The 17,169-nt window shown below is 43.7% G+C and carries 13 protein-coding genes; 9 read left to right on the top strand and 4 right to left on the bottom strand.

Annotated elements, in window-relative coordinates; all coding sequences use genetic code 11:
- Positions 1–411 precede the first annotated feature (411 nt).
- From FTU00_RS13655 to FTU00_RS13645, 3 genes are all read left to right on the top strand, one after another.
- Positions 412–1,776, top strand: a complete 1,365-nt coding sequence (locus FTU00_RS13655; protein ID WP_180018796.1) for an MFS transporter — start codon at positions 412–414, stop codon at positions 1,774–1,776.
- A 366-nt stretch (positions 1,777–2,142) separates the two neighbouring features.
- Complete coding sequence (locus FTU00_RS13650; RefSeq protein ID WP_180004121.1) at positions 2,143–3,492, top strand: aromatic acid/H+ symport family MFS transporter; 1,350 nt, start codon at positions 2,143–2,145, stop codon at positions 3,490–3,492.
- Positions 3,493–3,965: 473 nt separating this feature from the next.
- The gene (locus tag FTU00_RS13645; protein WP_180004123.1) at positions 3,966–4,289 is read left to right on the top strand and encodes an ankyrin repeat domain-containing protein; all 324 of its coding nucleotides are present in this window, start codon (positions 3,966–3,968) and stop codon (positions 4,287–4,289) included.
- A 59-nt stretch (positions 4,290–4,348) separates the two neighbouring features.
- Here the strand turns inward: FTU00_RS13645 and FTU00_RS13640 are convergent, their stop codons facing one another.
- Both FTU00_RS13640 and FTU00_RS13635 read right to left on the bottom strand, forming a co-directional pair.
- Positions 4,349–4,900 (bottom strand): type 1 glutamine amidotransferase domain-containing protein, encoded by a 552-nt coding sequence (locus FTU00_RS13640; protein WP_180004125.1) that lies wholly within the window; start codon positions 4,898–4,900, stop codon positions 4,349–4,351.
- 350 nt (positions 4,901–5,250) lie between these two features.
- On the bottom strand, positions 5,251–5,943 hold the full coding sequence (locus FTU00_RS13635) for a TIGR04219 family outer membrane beta-barrel protein (protein WP_180179897.1): 693 nt from the start codon (positions 5,941–5,943) through the stop codon (positions 5,251–5,253).
- A gap of 130 nt (positions 5,944–6,073) precedes the next feature.
- Between FTU00_RS13635 and FTU00_RS13630 the strand changes: the two genes are divergently transcribed.
- The 4 genes from FTU00_RS13630 to zupT all read left to right on the top strand — a co-directional run bounded on the left by FTU00_RS13630 (position 6,074) and on the right by zupT (position 10,611).
- The gene (locus FTU00_RS13630) at positions 6,074–7,522 is read left to right on the top strand and encodes an aldehyde dehydrogenase family protein (RefSeq protein ID WP_180047696.1); all 1,449 of its coding nucleotides are present in this window, start codon (positions 6,074–6,076) and stop codon (positions 7,520–7,522) included.
- Positions 7,523–8,115: 593 nt separating this feature from the next.
- Positions 8,116–9,591, top strand: coding sequence for a sodium-dependent transporter (locus FTU00_RS13625; RefSeq protein ID WP_125279821.1), 1,476 nt, complete (start codon positions 8,116–8,118; stop codon positions 9,589–9,591).
- A 10-nt stretch (positions 9,592–9,601) separates the two neighbouring features.
- Positions 9,602–9,712, top strand: coding sequence for a methionine/alanine import family NSS transporter small subunit (locus tag FTU00_RS13620; protein WP_004780392.1), 111 nt, complete (start codon positions 9,602–9,604; stop codon positions 9,710–9,712).
- Positions 9,713–9,795: 83 nt separating this feature from the next.
- The gene (zupT, locus tag FTU00_RS13615) at positions 9,796–10,611 is read left to right on the top strand and encodes a zinc transporter ZupT (protein ID WP_180168014.1); all 816 of its coding nucleotides are present in this window, start codon (positions 9,796–9,798) and stop codon (positions 10,609–10,611) included.
- Between the two features lie 62 nt (positions 10,612–10,673).
- On the opposite strand, the gene rsmB is transcribed toward zupT, so the two are convergent.
- Together rsmB and fmt are read right to left on the bottom strand one after the other, a co-directional pair.
- Entirely contained in the window at positions 10,674–11,978 is a 1,305-nt protein-coding gene (rsmB, locus tag FTU00_RS13610; protein WP_180034278.1) for a 16S rRNA (cytosine(967)-C(5))-methyltransferase RsmB, read from the bottom strand.
- Positions 11,975–12,937, bottom strand: coding sequence for a methionyl-tRNA formyltransferase (gene fmt / locus FTU00_RS13605; protein WP_166137418.1), 963 nt, complete (start codon positions 12,935–12,937; stop codon positions 11,975–11,977). Before fmt ends, rsmB begins: the two co-directional genes overlap by 4 nt.
- A 407-nt stretch (positions 12,938–13,344) precedes the next feature.
- On the opposite strand from fmt, the gene ilvD (FTU00_RS13600) reads away from it, so the two are divergent.
- Complete coding sequence (gene ilvD / locus FTU00_RS13600; protein ID WP_081402678.1) at positions 13,345–15,174, top strand: dihydroxy-acid dehydratase; 1,830 nt, start codon at positions 13,345–13,347, stop codon at positions 15,172–15,174.
- 190 nt (positions 15,175–15,364) lie between these two features.
- Positions 15,365–17,050 (top strand): dihydroxy-acid dehydratase, encoded by a 1,686-nt coding sequence (ilvD, locus tag FTU00_RS13595; RefSeq protein ID WP_166137416.1) that lies wholly within the window; start codon positions 15,365–15,367, stop codon positions 17,048–17,050.
- Positions 17,051–17,169 lie beyond the last annotated feature (119 nt).

Raw genomic sequence — 17,169 nt, 5'->3', positions numbered from 1 at the left:
TCCCTTCCCGAACTCAGAAGTGAAACCTCTTAGCGCTGATGGTAGTGTGGGGTCTCCCATGTGAGAGTAAGTCATCGCCAGCTCATTATTCCAAAAGCCCTCTGCTCACGCAGGGGGCTTTTTTTATCTGCGGGTTTTTAGGAAAAGAAGTAAATAACCTCCTAATCATGCCTAAATAATAAATATATAAATAACGTGAAAATTATAATTAATTAACTTCATCTTATTTTTTTATTGGTTTGTCTAAAAAATATTCGATCTACGACTTTAGCCTAAATTTTATTAAAAAAATCTAACTTGGTAAGTTTTGCAGTAGACAAGGTTTAAAGAATCATCCATTTTATATACAAAAGTGAATGAACATTCATTTTTTCATAGAATAAAAAAGCTCACAATTGGAGGTGAGGAAAAATGACAGCAACAACAGTGAATGTGAATGCTGTAGTGGATGAAGCAAAGTTTAAACCTTTTCATTTAAAGATCGTACTTTGGTGCGTATTTGTCGTTATTTTTGACGGTTATGATCTGGCAATCAACGGTGTTGCTTTACCCCTACTGATGCAAGAATGGAATATGACGGCAGTTCAGGCCGGAATGCTTGCAAGTACCGCTCTGGCCGGCATGATGTTTGGTGCCATGCTCTTCGGTATGCTGGCAGATAAAATTGGACGAAAAAATGTCATCCTGATTTGTGTGACCTTATTCAGTGGATTTACGTTCTGGGGCGGTTTTGCCTCTGGTCCGACTGAATTTGGCATCCTGCGTTTTATTGCGGGCTTAGGTATTGGTGGTGTTTTACCGAATCTGGTCGCATTAACTTCTGAATATGCGCCACAAAAAATGCGTAGTACCTTAGTCACTACCATGTTTAGTGGTTATGCAGTTGGCGGGATTATGGCGGCGTTATTAGGTGCCTGGTTTACCCCAAGTTTTGGTTGGGAAATCATGTTCTATATCGCAGGTATTCCATTATTGATGCTGCCTATACTGTATTTGTATTTACCGGAATCTTTAACTTTCCTGGTAAAAAAACAGCAAAATGAGAAGGCCAGTAAAATTGTTCAGCAGATCAGTCCTGAGCAAAATGTCACTGCAAGTACCCAGTTTGTACTGAATGAAGTGCATGCACCCGATGCTTCAATTGCTGCTTTATTTAAGCAGGGCCGTAGCATGAGTACCTTATTATTCTGGTGCTGCTTCTTTATGTGTCTGCTTATGGTCTACGCATTGGGTAGCTGGTTACCAAAACTGATGATGGCAGCGGGTTATTCTCTGGGTAACAGTTTGATGTTCCTGATGGCCATGAATATTGGTGCAGTGGTTGGAACCATTGGTGGTGGTATTCTGGCGGATCGTTTCCATCTGAAACCCGTCATTATTGGCATGTTCCTGTTGGGTGCAGTTTCATTAGTTGGATTAGGCTTTAACTCTCCACAAGCTGTGATCTATCTGTTAGTCGCTGCTGCAGGTGCTTCGGCAATTGGTAGTAGTATTCTGCTCTATAGTTTCGTGGCTCAGTACTATCCATTGGCAATCCGCTCTACCGGTATTGGTTGTGCGTCCGCAGTCGGTCGGGTAGGGGCAATCGTTGGTCCAATTATTATTGGATTCCTGTTGGGTATGGAGCTGCCACATAAAATGAATTTCTTGGCTGTTGCGATTCCAGCCATTATCGGCGCGATTTCAGTGGCGATGATTGTACGTAAAGATCTGAATGCAGAACGAAATGCTGAGACCTCACTGGCGAAACAGAAGCTGAATTCTATTAAAACCTAGTCACTTTTTGCCAATCCACTTGCTATAAATCTGAATTGAGTCAAAAGATCCCTTTCATAAGAAAGGGATCTTTTGTTTAAAGTATAAAAATCATTCATAAAAAATTGAATAAATCAAAAAATCATTGGTCTATAGACTATTTATATAAGCATTTTAATGAGAATAATAAATGTCTAATTATTCAATTATTTAGTTTTATAAAAATGTGATAAATCACACAAATAGCCGCTATTTTATGGCTGAAATTGCTCCATCATTTGGTCTTATTGTGCACTAAATCTCACTTGCGTATATTGCTAAAACTTGAATATTCCCCCGGATATTCAAAAGGATTTTATGGACAAGTACTCATGGGAGATGAGAACGATGACAACGGAAACAGTAGATATAAATTCTGTAGTCGATAATGCGAAATTTACGCCTTTTCACTTCAATGTAGTTGCTTGGTGTTTACTCATTATCTTGTTTGACGGCTACGATTTAGCAATCAATGGTGTTGTTTTACCTTTATTAATGCAGGACTGGGGCTTAAGTGCCGTTCAAGCGGGAATGCTTGCCAGTACTGCACTTGCCGGCATGATGTTTGGCGCGATGATCTTTGGTTCTCTAGCAGATAAAATTGGCCGTAAAAAAGTCATCATGATCTGTATCGTATTATTCAGTGGTCTGACCTTTGCCGGCGGTTTTGCTTCAAACCCGACTGAGTTCGGAATTTTACGTTTCCTTGCCGGTCTGGGCATTGGTGGTGTTATGCCAAACCTGGTGGCACTAACCTCTGAATATGCACCACAAAAAATGCGTAGTACCTTAGTAACTACTATGTTTAGTGGTTATGCGGTAGGTGGTGTGATGGCTGCCTTATTGGGTTCATGGTTTACCCCAAGTTTTGGTTGGCAAATCATGTTCTTTATCGCAGGTATTCCATTATTCTTATTACCAGTGATCTGGAAATTCCTGCCAGAATCTTTAGCCTTTATCGTCAAAGATAACAAACAGGAAAAAGCACGTCAAATTGTACGACGTTTGGCTCCAAATCTAAGTGTTACAGACAATACAACTTTTAAACTGCCACAGGAGAATGTACCTGAAGCAGCAAACGTGGTGAGCCTGTTCCGTCGTGGCCGTGCCGTAAATACGTTATTGTTCTGGGTAGCTTTCTTTACTTGCCTACTAACCATGTATGCACTGAGCAGCTGGTTACCAAAGCTAATGATGGCAGCGGGCTACTCAATGGACAACAGCCTAATGTTTATGATGGCGATGAACGTGGGTGCAGTGGTTGGCATTGTCGGTGGTGGTATTTTGGCTGACCGTTTCCACCTGAAACCGGTATTGATGTTCCTCGGTATGATGGGTGCGATTGTGATGAGCTCAATGGGCTTTGCATCTAACCAGTTCCTGCTTTACATCTTGGTGTTCCTGGCAGGTGCAGCATCAATCGGTTCGCAAATGTTGCTATACAGTTATGTTGCACAATTCTACCCATTGGCAGTACGTTCAACAGGTATTGGCTGGTCATCTGCGATTGGTCGTATGGGTGCGATTGTTGGCCCGATCCTGATCGGTGGCTTACTCGGTATGAACCTGCCTGCACACTTTAACTTTATGGCAGTCGGTTTACCGGTACTGATTACAGCGATTGCAGTTGCTTTGATCATGCATGATGATGAATCTGAAAAGATTGGTTCAGCAGATACCGTTCCTGCAAAAGCTTAAACCTTGAGTTTGAAATAAGAAGCCTCTGAAAGGGGGCTTCTTATTTTTTGATTGTTTAAAATAAGAACTTAATTTTTAAACTTTATTTAATTATAAATGGATACCACAAAAAAAATTCTGTCATGGACAGTTGGTTTCAGCTAATTTTTTGCTTTTTATGGCTTTATTTATGAATATTCATATTTCTTTGAGTTTAATAGATTTCTTTTAATTTCTCTAGGCTTTATATTTTCTGCCGCTGCAGTTGGTCAATCTAGAATTGATCTATTACACCTAAATGAAAGAAATATCATTCGAGATGATTCAATTGTATTTATTAAAAAGTTGGATAATGGTACACACGAATTTATACCTAAAGAAATCAAACTTCCAAAACACTTAGACAAAATTCTGGAAAATTTTGAATAGTTATTATTTTAATATTGATGCAACATATTTACTTATATATTTAGTATTAATTGTGAGTGAAAAAAATGAAACTCAACTCATTCTCCCCAATCCCTGACGATGACGATGAACTGCATCTTCCTGAACTGGTGTACTGGGCATCCTTAGGTGATATTGAACAGGTCGAACAAGCCTTGCAGGAAGGTCTGGATGTGAATTCAGCCGATGAAGAAGGCTATAGTGCCTTACATGCAGCTGCTGAAAACGATCATCTGGAAGTAGTTAAACTGCTGGTGAGCAAAGGCGCAGATGTCGATCATCGCAGTACCTATACCGCTTTGGAACTGGCAGAAATGGCCGGTAATAAAGATGTAGTGGCTTATCTAAAAAGCCTAAAAGGTGGCATTTAAATAAAATAAGATCAAGAAAATAAAAAAGCCTCCATCTGGAGGCTTTTTATAGTTTGAACTTAGGCAGCATCGCCTTCCAGTTCTTTTAAGATGGCATCATTGAAAGCAGGAATGTCATCCGGATTACGTGAAGTAATCAGAACCCAGTCACCGGTATTGCAACGATGAACCTGTTCATCGACCCATTTACCACCGGCATTTTCCAGATCCAGTTTGATGCTCTTGTACGAGGTCAGGTTTTTATCCTTAATTCGCTGTGCATCAATCAGAACCCATGGCCCATGACAGATTGCGGCAATCGGTTTATGCTGATCAGCAAAATGCTGCACGATTTTCTGGGCAGATTCATTGATTCTTAGCGTATCTGCATTCACAGTGCCACCAGGAACAACCAAGAGATCATAATCACCCAGTGTGACATGATCAAAACTGGTATCAGGCGTATATGAGGTAGCAGCTTTAGTATCGCCTTTTACTGTTGCCACCTCTTCATTTTTTTCTGCCGCATGAATCACTTCAAATCCTTTGGATTTTAGAAAATTTAAAGGCTCGACCAGTTCATCATGTTCAACGCCTTGGTTTGAAGTAATAAAGAGGACCTTTTTTACCATGATTGCTGTTCCCAAAAAATGTGAGGATTTTCAGATTAACAACAAGGCGATTCTTACAATGTTGGATTTTTAGCTCGGAACTGTTAAACAATGCTAAGAATTTATAGATAAAAAAAGCCCCAACATCCTGTTGGGGCTTTTTTCGTATCTCGTGTTTAGGTATAACTCCTGTCGTACCTCACGTCCTGGTGCACTGCTTTATTCTTCTTGTTTTTAGGTATTTGAGCTTCCTGCTCTGTATGTTTATAGAATAGTCTGAACCTGAAAGCTGGCATAGACGTCGATGACATCTATCATTGTACGTCTCGGCTTACAGGGTTAAGGCTAATTTCCATAAGTCATTATATTATTTAGAAGTGTATGTCTAAGCCGATATAAGGACCTTTAAATTCCAGTTCCAAGTCTGGCGCATTATTTTGTTCGGCATCGATATTCATGATGCGATAACCGACTTTAGCCCCTACATCAACCAGCAGGTTATCAATAAAGTCATATTGCAGTTCAGCCTGAACATCAGTCTTTTTGATATCGCTACCGTGACTGTAAACCGCTTCAGCTTTAGCACTCATGCCAGTAAATGGCAGTTTTACCCCAGCTGTAGCGTAGAGTAATGGACTGTATTCATCTAGATCGTACTGAGTCAGGACACCTGCATTCAGATTTCTGACTGTACCATCCAGATTAGTCAGACCCGCACCGATATCAGCATGCACAATGGTATCTAGCAGTTCGTAATACAGAATATAGTCGATATTATTGAGTTCGATATCGGCAGCATTCAGCGGGGTGCTTTGTTCGCTATTGCTGTCCAGATTCACATATTTGATTTTGGCATTTGGCAGTAGTGGTACTGGATGTTCAAATGCGACAGAGAGTTGTGCCGTGCCTTGGCGATCCAGGTCCTGTTTGCTGGCATTTGCAGACTGGCTATAACCGTCAAAATTCCAGTAGCTGGCATCTGCTTTAAGACCAATCACATCGGCATGGCCTATGCTGCTCAGTCCTAATCCTAGTAATAATGCAGTGAATAATTGTGTACGCATTTCTAATTTTCCTTACGCTTTCTTTAAATTGAGCGATTTTGTTACCTAAATACATCTTCTTAAACGTAATCAGTAAGTGCATGATATAGGTAATTTCTAAAATGTATATGCTAATGTGAAGGGCAGAATAATGGGATCGACAGCAGCACAACATCATCAAGACTATCCATTATATGTGGCAGGACAGCCGGTACAAACGGGTGAATGGCTGGAGGTCAAACATAAATATAGTCAGGAGCTTTATGCACGTGTCGCGCTGGCAGATGCTGAAACTTTAGAAAAGGCGATTCAGTCTGCGACTGAGGCAGAAGCAGAAATGGCAGCGTTGGAACCTTTCCAGAAACAAAAAATTCTGCTGCATTGTGTGAAGCGGTTTAATGAAATCCGTGAAGAACTGACTGAAATCCTGATTGCGGAAGGTGGCAAGCCACGTAAAGCAGCCGGTGCAGAAGTAGAACGTCTGATCAATACTTTCCAGATTGCGGCAGATGCGGTCACCCAGATGGATCAGGGGCGTATTTTGCCTCTGGCAGTCACCGCCGCAGCTTCCGGTTATCAGGGCATGGTGAAACAGGTACCGATTGGCGCTGTATCCCTGATTAGTCCATTTAACTTTCCATTAAATCTGACCGCACACAAAATTGCGCCGGCAATTGCTGCAGGTTGTCCATTTGTATTAAAACCGGCGAGTCTGACTCCAGTTTCAGCCTTAAAAATTGCCGAGATTCTGGCAGAAACCGATTTACCGAAGAATGCATTCTCAGTTCTGCCGTGTCCACGCGATCTTGCAGATGTACTGGTTACAGATGACCGTTTTAAACTATTGAGCTTTACCGGTTCTGATGTCGTGGGCTGGGATATGAAAGCCCGCGCCGGCCGTAAAAAAGTCACACTGGAACTCGGTGGGAATGCCGCAGTGATGATTGAGCCAGATACTGAACTCAGTGAACAGCTGATTGACCGTCTGATTGGTGGCGCTTATGGTCATGCAGGGCAGGTGTGTATCAGTGTGCAACGTATATTGGTGCATCAGGATATTTTTGAAGAACTGAAAGACAAGCTGGTTCAGAAACTGCAACATCTGAAAGCCGGTGATCCCGATCTGGAAACAACTTTGCTAGGGCCAATGATCAAGGAAGCTGAAGCTAAACGTTTGCATCGCTGGATGGAAGATGCCGTAGCGCAAGGTGCCCATGTACTGACTGGTGGTGAAGTGAAGGGTGCGATGTTTGAACCGATCCTGTTGGAAAAGGTAGATCATCAACTGGAAATTTATCGTAATGAAGTGTTTGGTCCGGTCGCTATTATTGAAGCTTATAGCGATTTTGAATCAGGAATTGCCTGTATTAATAGCAGTCGCTTTGGTCTGCAAGCCGGCATCTATACCCAGAATCTGCAGAAGATGATGTATGCCTGGGATCATCTGCATGTCGGCGGTGTGATTATCAATGATATTCCGTCATTCCGTGTTGATAATATGCCTTATGGCGGTGTCAAGGATTCCGGTCTGGGCCGTGAAGGCATTCAGTCTGCGATTCGTGACATGCAGGAAGAACGGATGCTTGTCATCAAATGTTAAGCTGACCGAATCAATCAGTACTATTCCACAATCGGCATAAGGCAGGTCGGTTGTGGAATTTTGCTTTTTATTGCTTAAAAAGGTAGCAGCGTAGGCAGAAAATATAGACTGAATAAATGAAGACACAGCTCTGTTTTTATTCAGAAGAAAATGAACGAAGAAGATTTAAAAACACTTTTTCAATCTCTATTTAATACTTGATGAATTAAGAGCGAAAAATAGCTTGAAAACTGTAGTAAAACTTAAAAACAATATATTCCAAAAAGTTTATATACATATAACCAATAAAATCAAGGGCTCAGCGTAGAATTATTGAGCATTTGATAAGAATAGATTATAAAAAAAGAATGTTTTAAGCAGAAATTACAGAAAAAATTTGAAAAAGTCAGTATTGTTGAACCATCTACAAGGTCTGCTTTCTGTTCAGACTTTAAGCAAGCTGTCCGGCTAGCTGACCTGTTTGTATATTAGAATTCGATGCCCAAAAGGTATAACTCTAATTCAAACACCCGAAATAATTGAAATGCTTCTTCAGTGCTCGCGACATAACCATAACAAGCAGTATTGAATGAAGTTTAAAGTTTAGGTGTTCTATGACAGATACTCGAGAGAATTGGTCGGCACGATCAGGATTTATTATTGCAGCCATTGGCTCTGCCGTTGGTTTGGGGAATATTTGGCGCTTTCCATACGTTGCCTATGAAAATGGCGGCGGGGCATTCCTGATTCCTTATCTGATTGCGATTTTTGCAGCAGGTTTACCTCTATTATTTTTAGATTATGCAGTCGGACATAAGTTCCGCAAAGCACCACCAATGGCCTATAAAAAACTCATGAATGCAGAATCTCTGGGTTGGTGGCAGGTCATGGTGACCCTGATCATCGGGATTTATTATGCCAGCGTCCTGTCTTGGGCCGGCAGCTATATGATTTATTCCTTTGGACAGCAATGGGGCACAGATACACAAGCCTTTTTCTTCAATAGCTACCTGCAAAATGGTGAGGGCTTAACTTTCGGTTTTGTACCGGTCCTGTTCTTTGGTCTGGTGATCGTTTGGGCAGCCGTGATGCTGATTCTTTACGGTGGGGTACGCCGTGGGGTGGAACTGGCGAATAAAATCTTCATGCCATTACTGGTAATTTTATTCACGATTCTGGTGATTCAGGCGGTACGTTTACCGGGTGCAGTCGATGGCTTAAATGCTTTCTTTACCCCAAACTGGGAAGCCATGACCAATTATAAAGTCTGGTTGGCTGCATTTGGTCACATCTTCTTCTCACTCTCAGTGGGCTTCGGGATTATGTTGACCTATGCCTCTTACCTGAAACGTAAAACTAACCTGACCGGTTCAGGCGTTGTGGTGGCATTAGCTAACTCGTCTTTTGAAATCTTGGCAGGTATTGGGGTTTTTGCAGCACTTGGTTTTATGGCGTTCAGTTCAGGCGCGAAAGTTGAAGATGTGGTCTCTGGTGGTATCGGTCTGGCCTTTATTGCCTTCCCGAAAATCATTTCCAGTTTAGGTGCCGGTGGTGACCTGTTCGGCTTCCTGTTCTTTGGTTCATTAACGGTGGCAGGTATTACCTCTATGGTCAGTATTCTGCAGGTGCCAATTGCGGCATTCCAAGACAAACTTGGCTGGTCGAAGAACAAGTCAGTGACTATTATTGCAGGTGGTTCAGCAGTTGTATCCACCTTGATGTTCTCGACTCATAGTGCCATTACCTTTGTCGACATCATTGACTACTTCGCTAACAACATTGGTATTGTGGGTGGTGGTCTGTTCTCGATCATTTTATTGTCCTGGTTCCGTCGTCCATTGATGAAACAGCTAGAAACACATGTGAACGAGTTTGCCAGTCTGAAACTGGGTGGCAGCTGGAAATTCATGCTGACTGTAATCACGCCGTTATCTTTACTATCGGCATTGGGTTTAACCCTAAAATCAATCATGGCAGAAGGTTATGGTGATTATCCTGCAAGTACGCTATGGATGATTGGTGGGGGTACGATTGCATTCTTTATTCTGGGTGCCATTCTGTTCAGTCTAGTGAAAGATCGTCATAGTTAGGAGAACGAATATGAATACATCTGCATTAATTATGATGATTTTCTCCATGGTTTTATTATGGGGTGGTCTGGCACTGGCTGTCATGCATCTGGCAAAAAATCCAGAAGAACCAGAAGACTAAAAATCTTCACATAAACACATTGTTGCTGTAAATGAAAGTCATTATCATCTTTGGTGATAATGACTTTTTTAATGGGCAGTCTTATGGGAATTACTCCCGTTACTGATGCACAAGTCTATACTGCTTTTGCAGTGACATTTTTGGCAGGTCTGGCTACCTTGGTGGGTGGGGGATTGGTGCTGTTCTTGAAAAAACCCAACTACCGGGTTTTAGCCTTTGGATTGGCCTTTGCTGCCGGAGCAATGATCTATGTCTCTCTTACAGAAATTTTAAATAAATCGATCAGTTCATTTAGCCTGGCCTTTGATGAAAAATCCGGTTTTGCTTATGGTACTTTTGCCTTTTTATTGGGTGTGGTACTGGTCTTATTGCTGGATCGATTCGTTCCTAATCCGCATGAAACCATTGAGGCACAATCGAAACAGGATCTGAGTCAGCCGCAATTACTAAGAACAGGACTACTGACGTTATTTGCGATTAGTGCACATAACCTGCCAGAAGGATTGGCGACTTTTTTTGCGACGCTGGAAAGTCCTGCACTGGGTGCACCATTGGCGGTTGCCATTGCGATTCATAATGTGCCTGAAGGTGTTGCGATTGCATTACCGGTCTATGGTGCAACAGGCCGTAAAGACTATGCACTTGTGGCCAGTCTGGTTTCAGGCTTTGCTGAACCTCTGGGCGCTGCGCTGGGTTATTTCATTCTGGCGCCGTATATGAGTCATACCATTTATGGCATGGTGTTTGGGATTATCGGTGGGGTGATGGTTTATCTGGCACTAGATGAACTCTTACCGACTGCAAAACGTTTTTCTAAAGGTCATGAAACCGTTTATGGTCTGGTCAGTGGGATGGCGGCATTGGCGACCAGTCTAGTGATTTTTAAATTTGTACAATAAGAATTTCAAATCAAAACAATAAAAAAGGCAGCCAAAGCTACCTTTTCTTTTAGCAATATCATTTAAGCAGTTTTTTCAATCCGGCAATAGAAGAAGCCATCGCCTTGACCGGTTTTAGGGAGAAGCTGACGACCATGGATCTGTTCAATACCCCAATCGGCTTCAATTTTGATTTCCTTAGCATCTGCATGTTTGCTAAAGAATTCGACCATCTGCTGTTCATTTTCTGCTTTGAGAATTGAACAGGTGATATAGAGCAGGGTGCCACCGACTTTCAGTTGCTGCCACATATTTTCCAGAATCTGCTTTTGCAGCTCTACTGTCTGGGTAATATCGGTTGAATGACGTAACAGACGAATATCTGGATGGCGACGCATTACACCGATGGCTGAACATGGCGCATCCAGCACGATACAGTCCGGCTGTTCCGGTGCCTGCCAAGTGATGGCATCTGCGGCTTTAATTTCAACGTGTTCACCTTCCAGTAACAGGCGTTCAAGATTCTCAGTGACACGTGTTAAACGCTTGGCATCCTGATCCAGCGCAATCAGTTTACGCGGCTGATATTTTTCTAGAATATGCGCCGTTTTACCACCCGGTGCTGCACAGGCATCAATCACAAACTTGTCATCCAGATTTGGCAACAAGGTAGCGCAGAGCTGGGCATGTTCATCCTGTACCGAAAAACCACCGACATCAAAGCCAGGTAAGTCAGGTACCTGTACAGTGGCATCGAGAATAATCCCAACTTTGGAAACAGTACAGGCGTGCGCAGGAATTTCGTGCTCTTCCAGAATTTCCAGATAGTCTTCGCGGCTAACCTGACGTTCATTTACGCGCAAGGTCAGTGGAGCAATCTGCTTTAGCTCATGACTCAATTCAGTAAGCTGTTCTGGCCAGTCTTTTTTCAGGCGTTTAAAGAGCCAGCTTGGCAGGCCATGAGCCTGATCCAGTGCTGCCTGAAATTCCGATGTTTCACGTGAAACACGGCGCAGAATGGCATTCACTACGCCACTTAAAGCCTGATAACCAAGTTGCTTTACTGCAGTCACGGTTTCAGAAATGGCAGCGTGTGGCGCGATTCGGGTTTCCAGTAACTGGTATAGGCCGACATAAAGACAGGTTTCGACCGTGTCATTATTTAAAGGCTTCACCAGCAGTGGCAGAGTAATACTTTTAAGTGCATACCATTGACGCAAAGTACCCAATACCAGTTCATGGAACAGGGCACGGTCACGGTCGGCCACTTTCTTTAAATGCAGCGGCAAGATACTGGCCAGAGATTGTCCTTGCTGTACAGCAAGTAAGGTACGAATCACTTGGGCACGCAAGTTAAGGTGAGATGTGCCTGATTCAGAATGACTCATGCCAATAATTGTCCTACATGTAATTTTTGGGTCTGGTTAATTTGTACCGGATTGAGCGGTTTGCCGCCCGGCCATTGTAGTGAAGTGAGACACACTGCTTTTTCATCACCACAGGCCACATGTACACCCTGTTTATCAATCGCTAGAATCGTGCCAGCGACATGACAGTGTGCATTTTTTTCTGAAAGTACCGAACCCCAAACCCGCAGGTTGTTATTTTCATCCAGAGGAATAAAAGCGACTGGCCAAGGATTAAAGGCACGGATATTACGGTCAATATTAGAGGCAGTACAGCTCCAGTCAATTCGGGCTTCTGCCTTAGACAGCTTATGAGCATAGACGGTAAGTTCTTCGTCCTGCACTTCCCGGGCAGCTAAATACTGTTGTAATTTTTCTTCAGATTCCAGTACCGCTACAATTGCTTCAGCACCTTGAGCAGCTAGTTTATCATGCAGGCTGGCTGAGGTATCTTCTGCAGTAATTGGACATAAGGTTTTATACATCATGTCACCAGTATCCAGCCCGGCAGCCATTTTCATGATGGTCACGCCAGTTTCGTGATCACCTGTTGCAATTGCACGTTGGATCGGCGCAGCACCACGCCAGCGTGGCAGCAGTGAACCATGAATATTCAGGCAACCATATTTAGGCGTATCCAGAACCACTTGCGGCAAAATCAGACCATAGGCAGCTACAACCATCACATCAGCATTCAACGCTTTTAACTCAGCCTGAGCAGCAAGACCTTCTTCAGTTGAAGACTTGAAATGAAGTGGCTGATATACCGGAATGTCATGTTCAAGCGCCAGCTGTTTCACAGCAGAAGCGGTAAGTTTCTGACCACGACCGGCTTTACGGTCCGGCTGAGTATAGACCGCCACAATTTCATGATCGGTTTTGAGAAGCGCAGCCAATGCAGTTGCTGCAAATTCTGGTGTGCCTGCAAATATGATTTTCACACATGAAATTCCAAATAAACTTGGCAGCTATTATAAGCTAAAAGCCAAATGGCCGCCTAATCTACAATGCACTTAACTGTTACAGCGATTATAGATTCCTACTTTTAATTAAATTTTATATAAAAAAAACTCATGCAAATTCTAAAAATTATTCATGAAAGTTTTGTATTGTCCGATCCATGATGGCGGTATAGTAGCTTTATTAAGAGATTTTTATTGTCAGCTCACCGAGACCTCTCTATAGACATTTTTGTCTGCATCTACAACGAATAGGTCATCTTGTAAAACAATGGCTTGTAGTATGATAGGTCTAACATTCGACTGATTTAAGCTCATTGTCAGTATGATCTAGCCAGAGTGAACCTTTTTCGGTTCATTTCAAGCTCAAACTTTGTTGGAAATATAAAATGCCTGACTATCGTTCAAAAACATCGACACACGGAAGAAACATGGCGGGTGCGCGTGGCTTATGGCGCGCAACTGGGATGAAGGATGAAGACTTCGGTAAACCGATTATTGCAGTGGTGAACTCATTCACTCAGTTTGTACCGGGTCATGTTCACCTTAAAGATCTAGGCCAGCTCGTGGCACGTCAGATTGAACAGGCAGGCGGTGTAGCAAAAGAATTCAATACCATTGCTGTTGATGACGGCATTGCGATGGGTCATGACGGTATGTTGTATTCACTGCCTTCACGCGACCTGATTGCTGACTCGGTGGAATATATGGTCAGCGCACACTGTGCCGATGCCATGGTGTGTATCTCGAACTGTGACAAGATCACTCCGGGGATGTTGATGGCGGCAATGCGTCTGAACATTCCAGTGGTCTTCGTGTCTGGCGGTCCGATGGAAGCCGGTAAAGTAAAAATCCGTGGTAATGACAAAGCCATCGACCTGATCGATGCGATGATCGTTGCGGCAGATGATAACTATACTGATGAAGAAGTTGCGGAATACGAACGTTCAGCATGCCCAACCTGTGGTTCATGTTCAGGCATGTTCACTGCGAACTCAATGAACTGTTTGACTGAAGCATTGGGTCTATCACTTCCAGGTAACGGTTCAACTTTGGCAACTCATGCGAACCGTAAAAAACTGTTCGAACGCGCTGGTTCTCTCATTGTTGAACTGGCAAAACGTCATTATGAACAAGATGATTACAGCGTCTTGCCACGTTCAATGGTGACCAAAGCATCGTATGAAAATGCCATGACTTTAGATATCGCAATGGGCGGTTCAACCAATACTGTTCTGCACTTATTAGCTGCTGCAAACGAAGCCGGTGTGGACTTCACTATGGATGACATTGACCGTCTGTCTCGTAAAGTACCCGTGCTTTGTAAGGTTGCTCCTGCGAAGAATGACGTGCATATGGAAGACGTACATCGTGCCGGCGGTATTATGTCGATCCTCGGTGAACTGGATCGTGCAGGCCTGTTAGATACCTCTGTAGGTACCGTTCATGAAGCAACATTAAAAGATGCTTTAGATAAATGGGACATCATCCGTACTGAAGATGAAGAAGTGTATAAATTCTTTAAATCAGCACCAGGTGGCGTACCGACTCAGACTGCATTCTCACAAGATCGTTACTACTCACGTCTGGATGGAGACCGTGAAAATGGTGTAATCCGTAATGCAGAACATGCTTTCTCTAAAGACGGTGGTCTGGCTGTACTTTATGGCAACATCGCGCTGGATGGCTGTATCGTAAAAACAGCTGGTGTAGATGAATCAATCCTGAAATTTAACGGGACTGCACGCGTATTTGAAAGCCAGGATTCTGCGGTAGATGCGATTCTGGGTGGCAAAATCACAGCAGGTGATGTAGTTGTGATTCGTTACGAAGGTCCACGTGGTGGCCCTGGTATGCAGGAAATGCTGTACCCAACCAGCTACCTGAAATCTAAAGGTCTTGGTAAAGAGTGCGCACTTCTGACTGACGGCCGTTTCTCTGGTGGTTCTTCAGGTCTGTCGATTGGTCACGTTTCTCCGGAAGCGGCTGAAGGTGGTGCTATTGGTCTGGTTGAAGATGGCGACCGTATCGAAATCGATATTCCAAACCGTACCATTCACCTAGCTGTGGATGATGCGACTATGGCCGCTCGTCGTGCTGCTCAAGATGAAAAAGGCTGGCATCCAGTAGAAGACCGTCCACGTAAGATTTCTAAAGCTTTGAAAGCTTATGCCATGCATACCACAAGTGCTGCAAAAGGCGCAGTACGTGAAATCTAAGCTGTAAATTTTATAGCGCAAAAAAGCACTCCAGAAGGGGTGCTTTTTTTATTTTTGATAATTGCACTGCCTCAAATAACCGAATCAGATACACAGAGTCTTACTTTTATCTAAAGATCGCTTTCTATACAATCGAATAAAACCTAGACAGCTTTTAAGCTTCACAAGAATTACATCCAGGACGATTAAAATGAGTAAAGACAATATCCGAGAACATTCTGCTCCCGTCTATGAAGGCATCGAAAATGCACCGGCCCGATCCATGATGCGTGCCACCGGTTTTCAGGATGAAGACTTTACTCGTCCGTTTATCGGGATCGCGTCGACCTGGGCCAATGTGACCCCTTGCAATATGCATATTGATGGCCTGGCACGTACAGTCGAGCAGGGCGTGAATGCTGCCGGTGGTAAGGGCATTATCTTCAATACCATCACTATTTCCGACGGGATCTCGAACGGGACTGAAGGGATGAAATACTCCTTGCTGTCGCGGGAAATTATTGCCGATTCGATTGAAGCAGTAGTTGGTTGTCAGGCCTATGATGGCGTGATTGCCATTGGCGGTTGTGACAAAAACATGCCGGGCTGCATCATGGGCTTGGCACGTTTAAACCGTCCAGGTCTGTTTATTTATGGTGGCACCATCAAGCCGGGTGAAGGCCATACCGACATGATTTCGGTATTTGAAGCGGTGGGTCAGCATGCCAAAGGCGAAATTAATGCGATTCAGGTGAAACATATTGAAGAAGTGTCTTTGCCAGGGCCGGGTTCTTGTGGGGGGATGTATACCGCCAATTCTATGGCCTCTGCGATTGAAGCTCTCGGCATGAGCCTGCCAGGCTCATCCGCACAGGAAGCGGTGTCTGAAGACAAGCAGATTGACTGTGCCCGTGCTGGTGAAGCAGTGATGAATCTACTGCGTCTGGATATCAAGCCACGTGACATCATGACCAAAGCGGCTTTTGAAAATTCAATTAAAGTATTGATTGCATTGGGTGGATCAACCAATGGAGTGCTGCATCTGTTAGCCATGGCGCATACAGCGGGTGTTGAGCTGAGCCTAGATGACTTTGTACGAATTGGTAAAGAAATTCCTGTAGTCGCCGATGTCCGTCCATCCGGTAAATATCTAATGTCGGAACTGATTGCCATTGGTGGGATCCAGCCATTGATGAAACGCATGCTGGATGCTGGCATGCTAGATGGTTCCTGCCTGACTGTGACCGGAAAAACACTGGCAGAAAACCTGGCAGATGTAGAAGATTATCCTGAAGACCAGCAGATTATTTTGCCATTCGACCAACCGGTGAAAAAAGACTCGCATCTGATCATTATGAAAGGCAACCTGTCACCAAATGGCGCAGTCGCCAAAATTACCGGTAAGGAAGGTCTATATTTCAAAGGACCGGCCCGCGTGTTTGAAGGCGAACAGGGTGCGATGCGCGGGATTCTGGATGGCGAAGTTCAGCCAGGTGAGGTAGTCGTGATTCGCGGTGTAGGTCCTAAAGGTGGACCGGGCATGCCGGAAATGCTGAAACCGACTTCTGCTATTATTGGTAAAGGTCTGGGGGATTCAGTTGCACTGATTACTGATGGCCGTTTCTCAGGCGGAAGTCATGGTTTTGTGATTGGTCATGTCACACCGGAAGCCTATGAGGGTGGCCCGATTGGTCTGGTGCAAAATGGCGATGAAATTTCCATTAATGCGGAAACCCGTGAAATGACCTGGCATATTTCGGATGAAGAGCTTGCTGCACGTCAGGCGGCCTGGGTGAAACCGAAACCGAATTACACTCACGGGGCACTGGCGAAATTCGCCAAACTGACCTCTGGGGCGGAGACCGGGGCCGTGACTGACCTAAATCTTGAAATCTAAAGTCCTAGAAAACATTGAACATTTGTTGCTGACTTGATATAAGTTTTGCACAAGACTTATATCAGGTCATAAACATCCTCATAATAGGATGTTGAATAAAACGATCCTGCTGGCAAGGG

The organism is Acinetobacter sp. YH12041, from assembly GCF_013419975.1.
GTDB lineage: Bacteria > Pseudomonadota > Gammaproteobacteria > Pseudomonadales > Moraxellaceae > Acinetobacter.
This window is presented reverse-complemented; position numbering and strand designations above follow the sequence as displayed.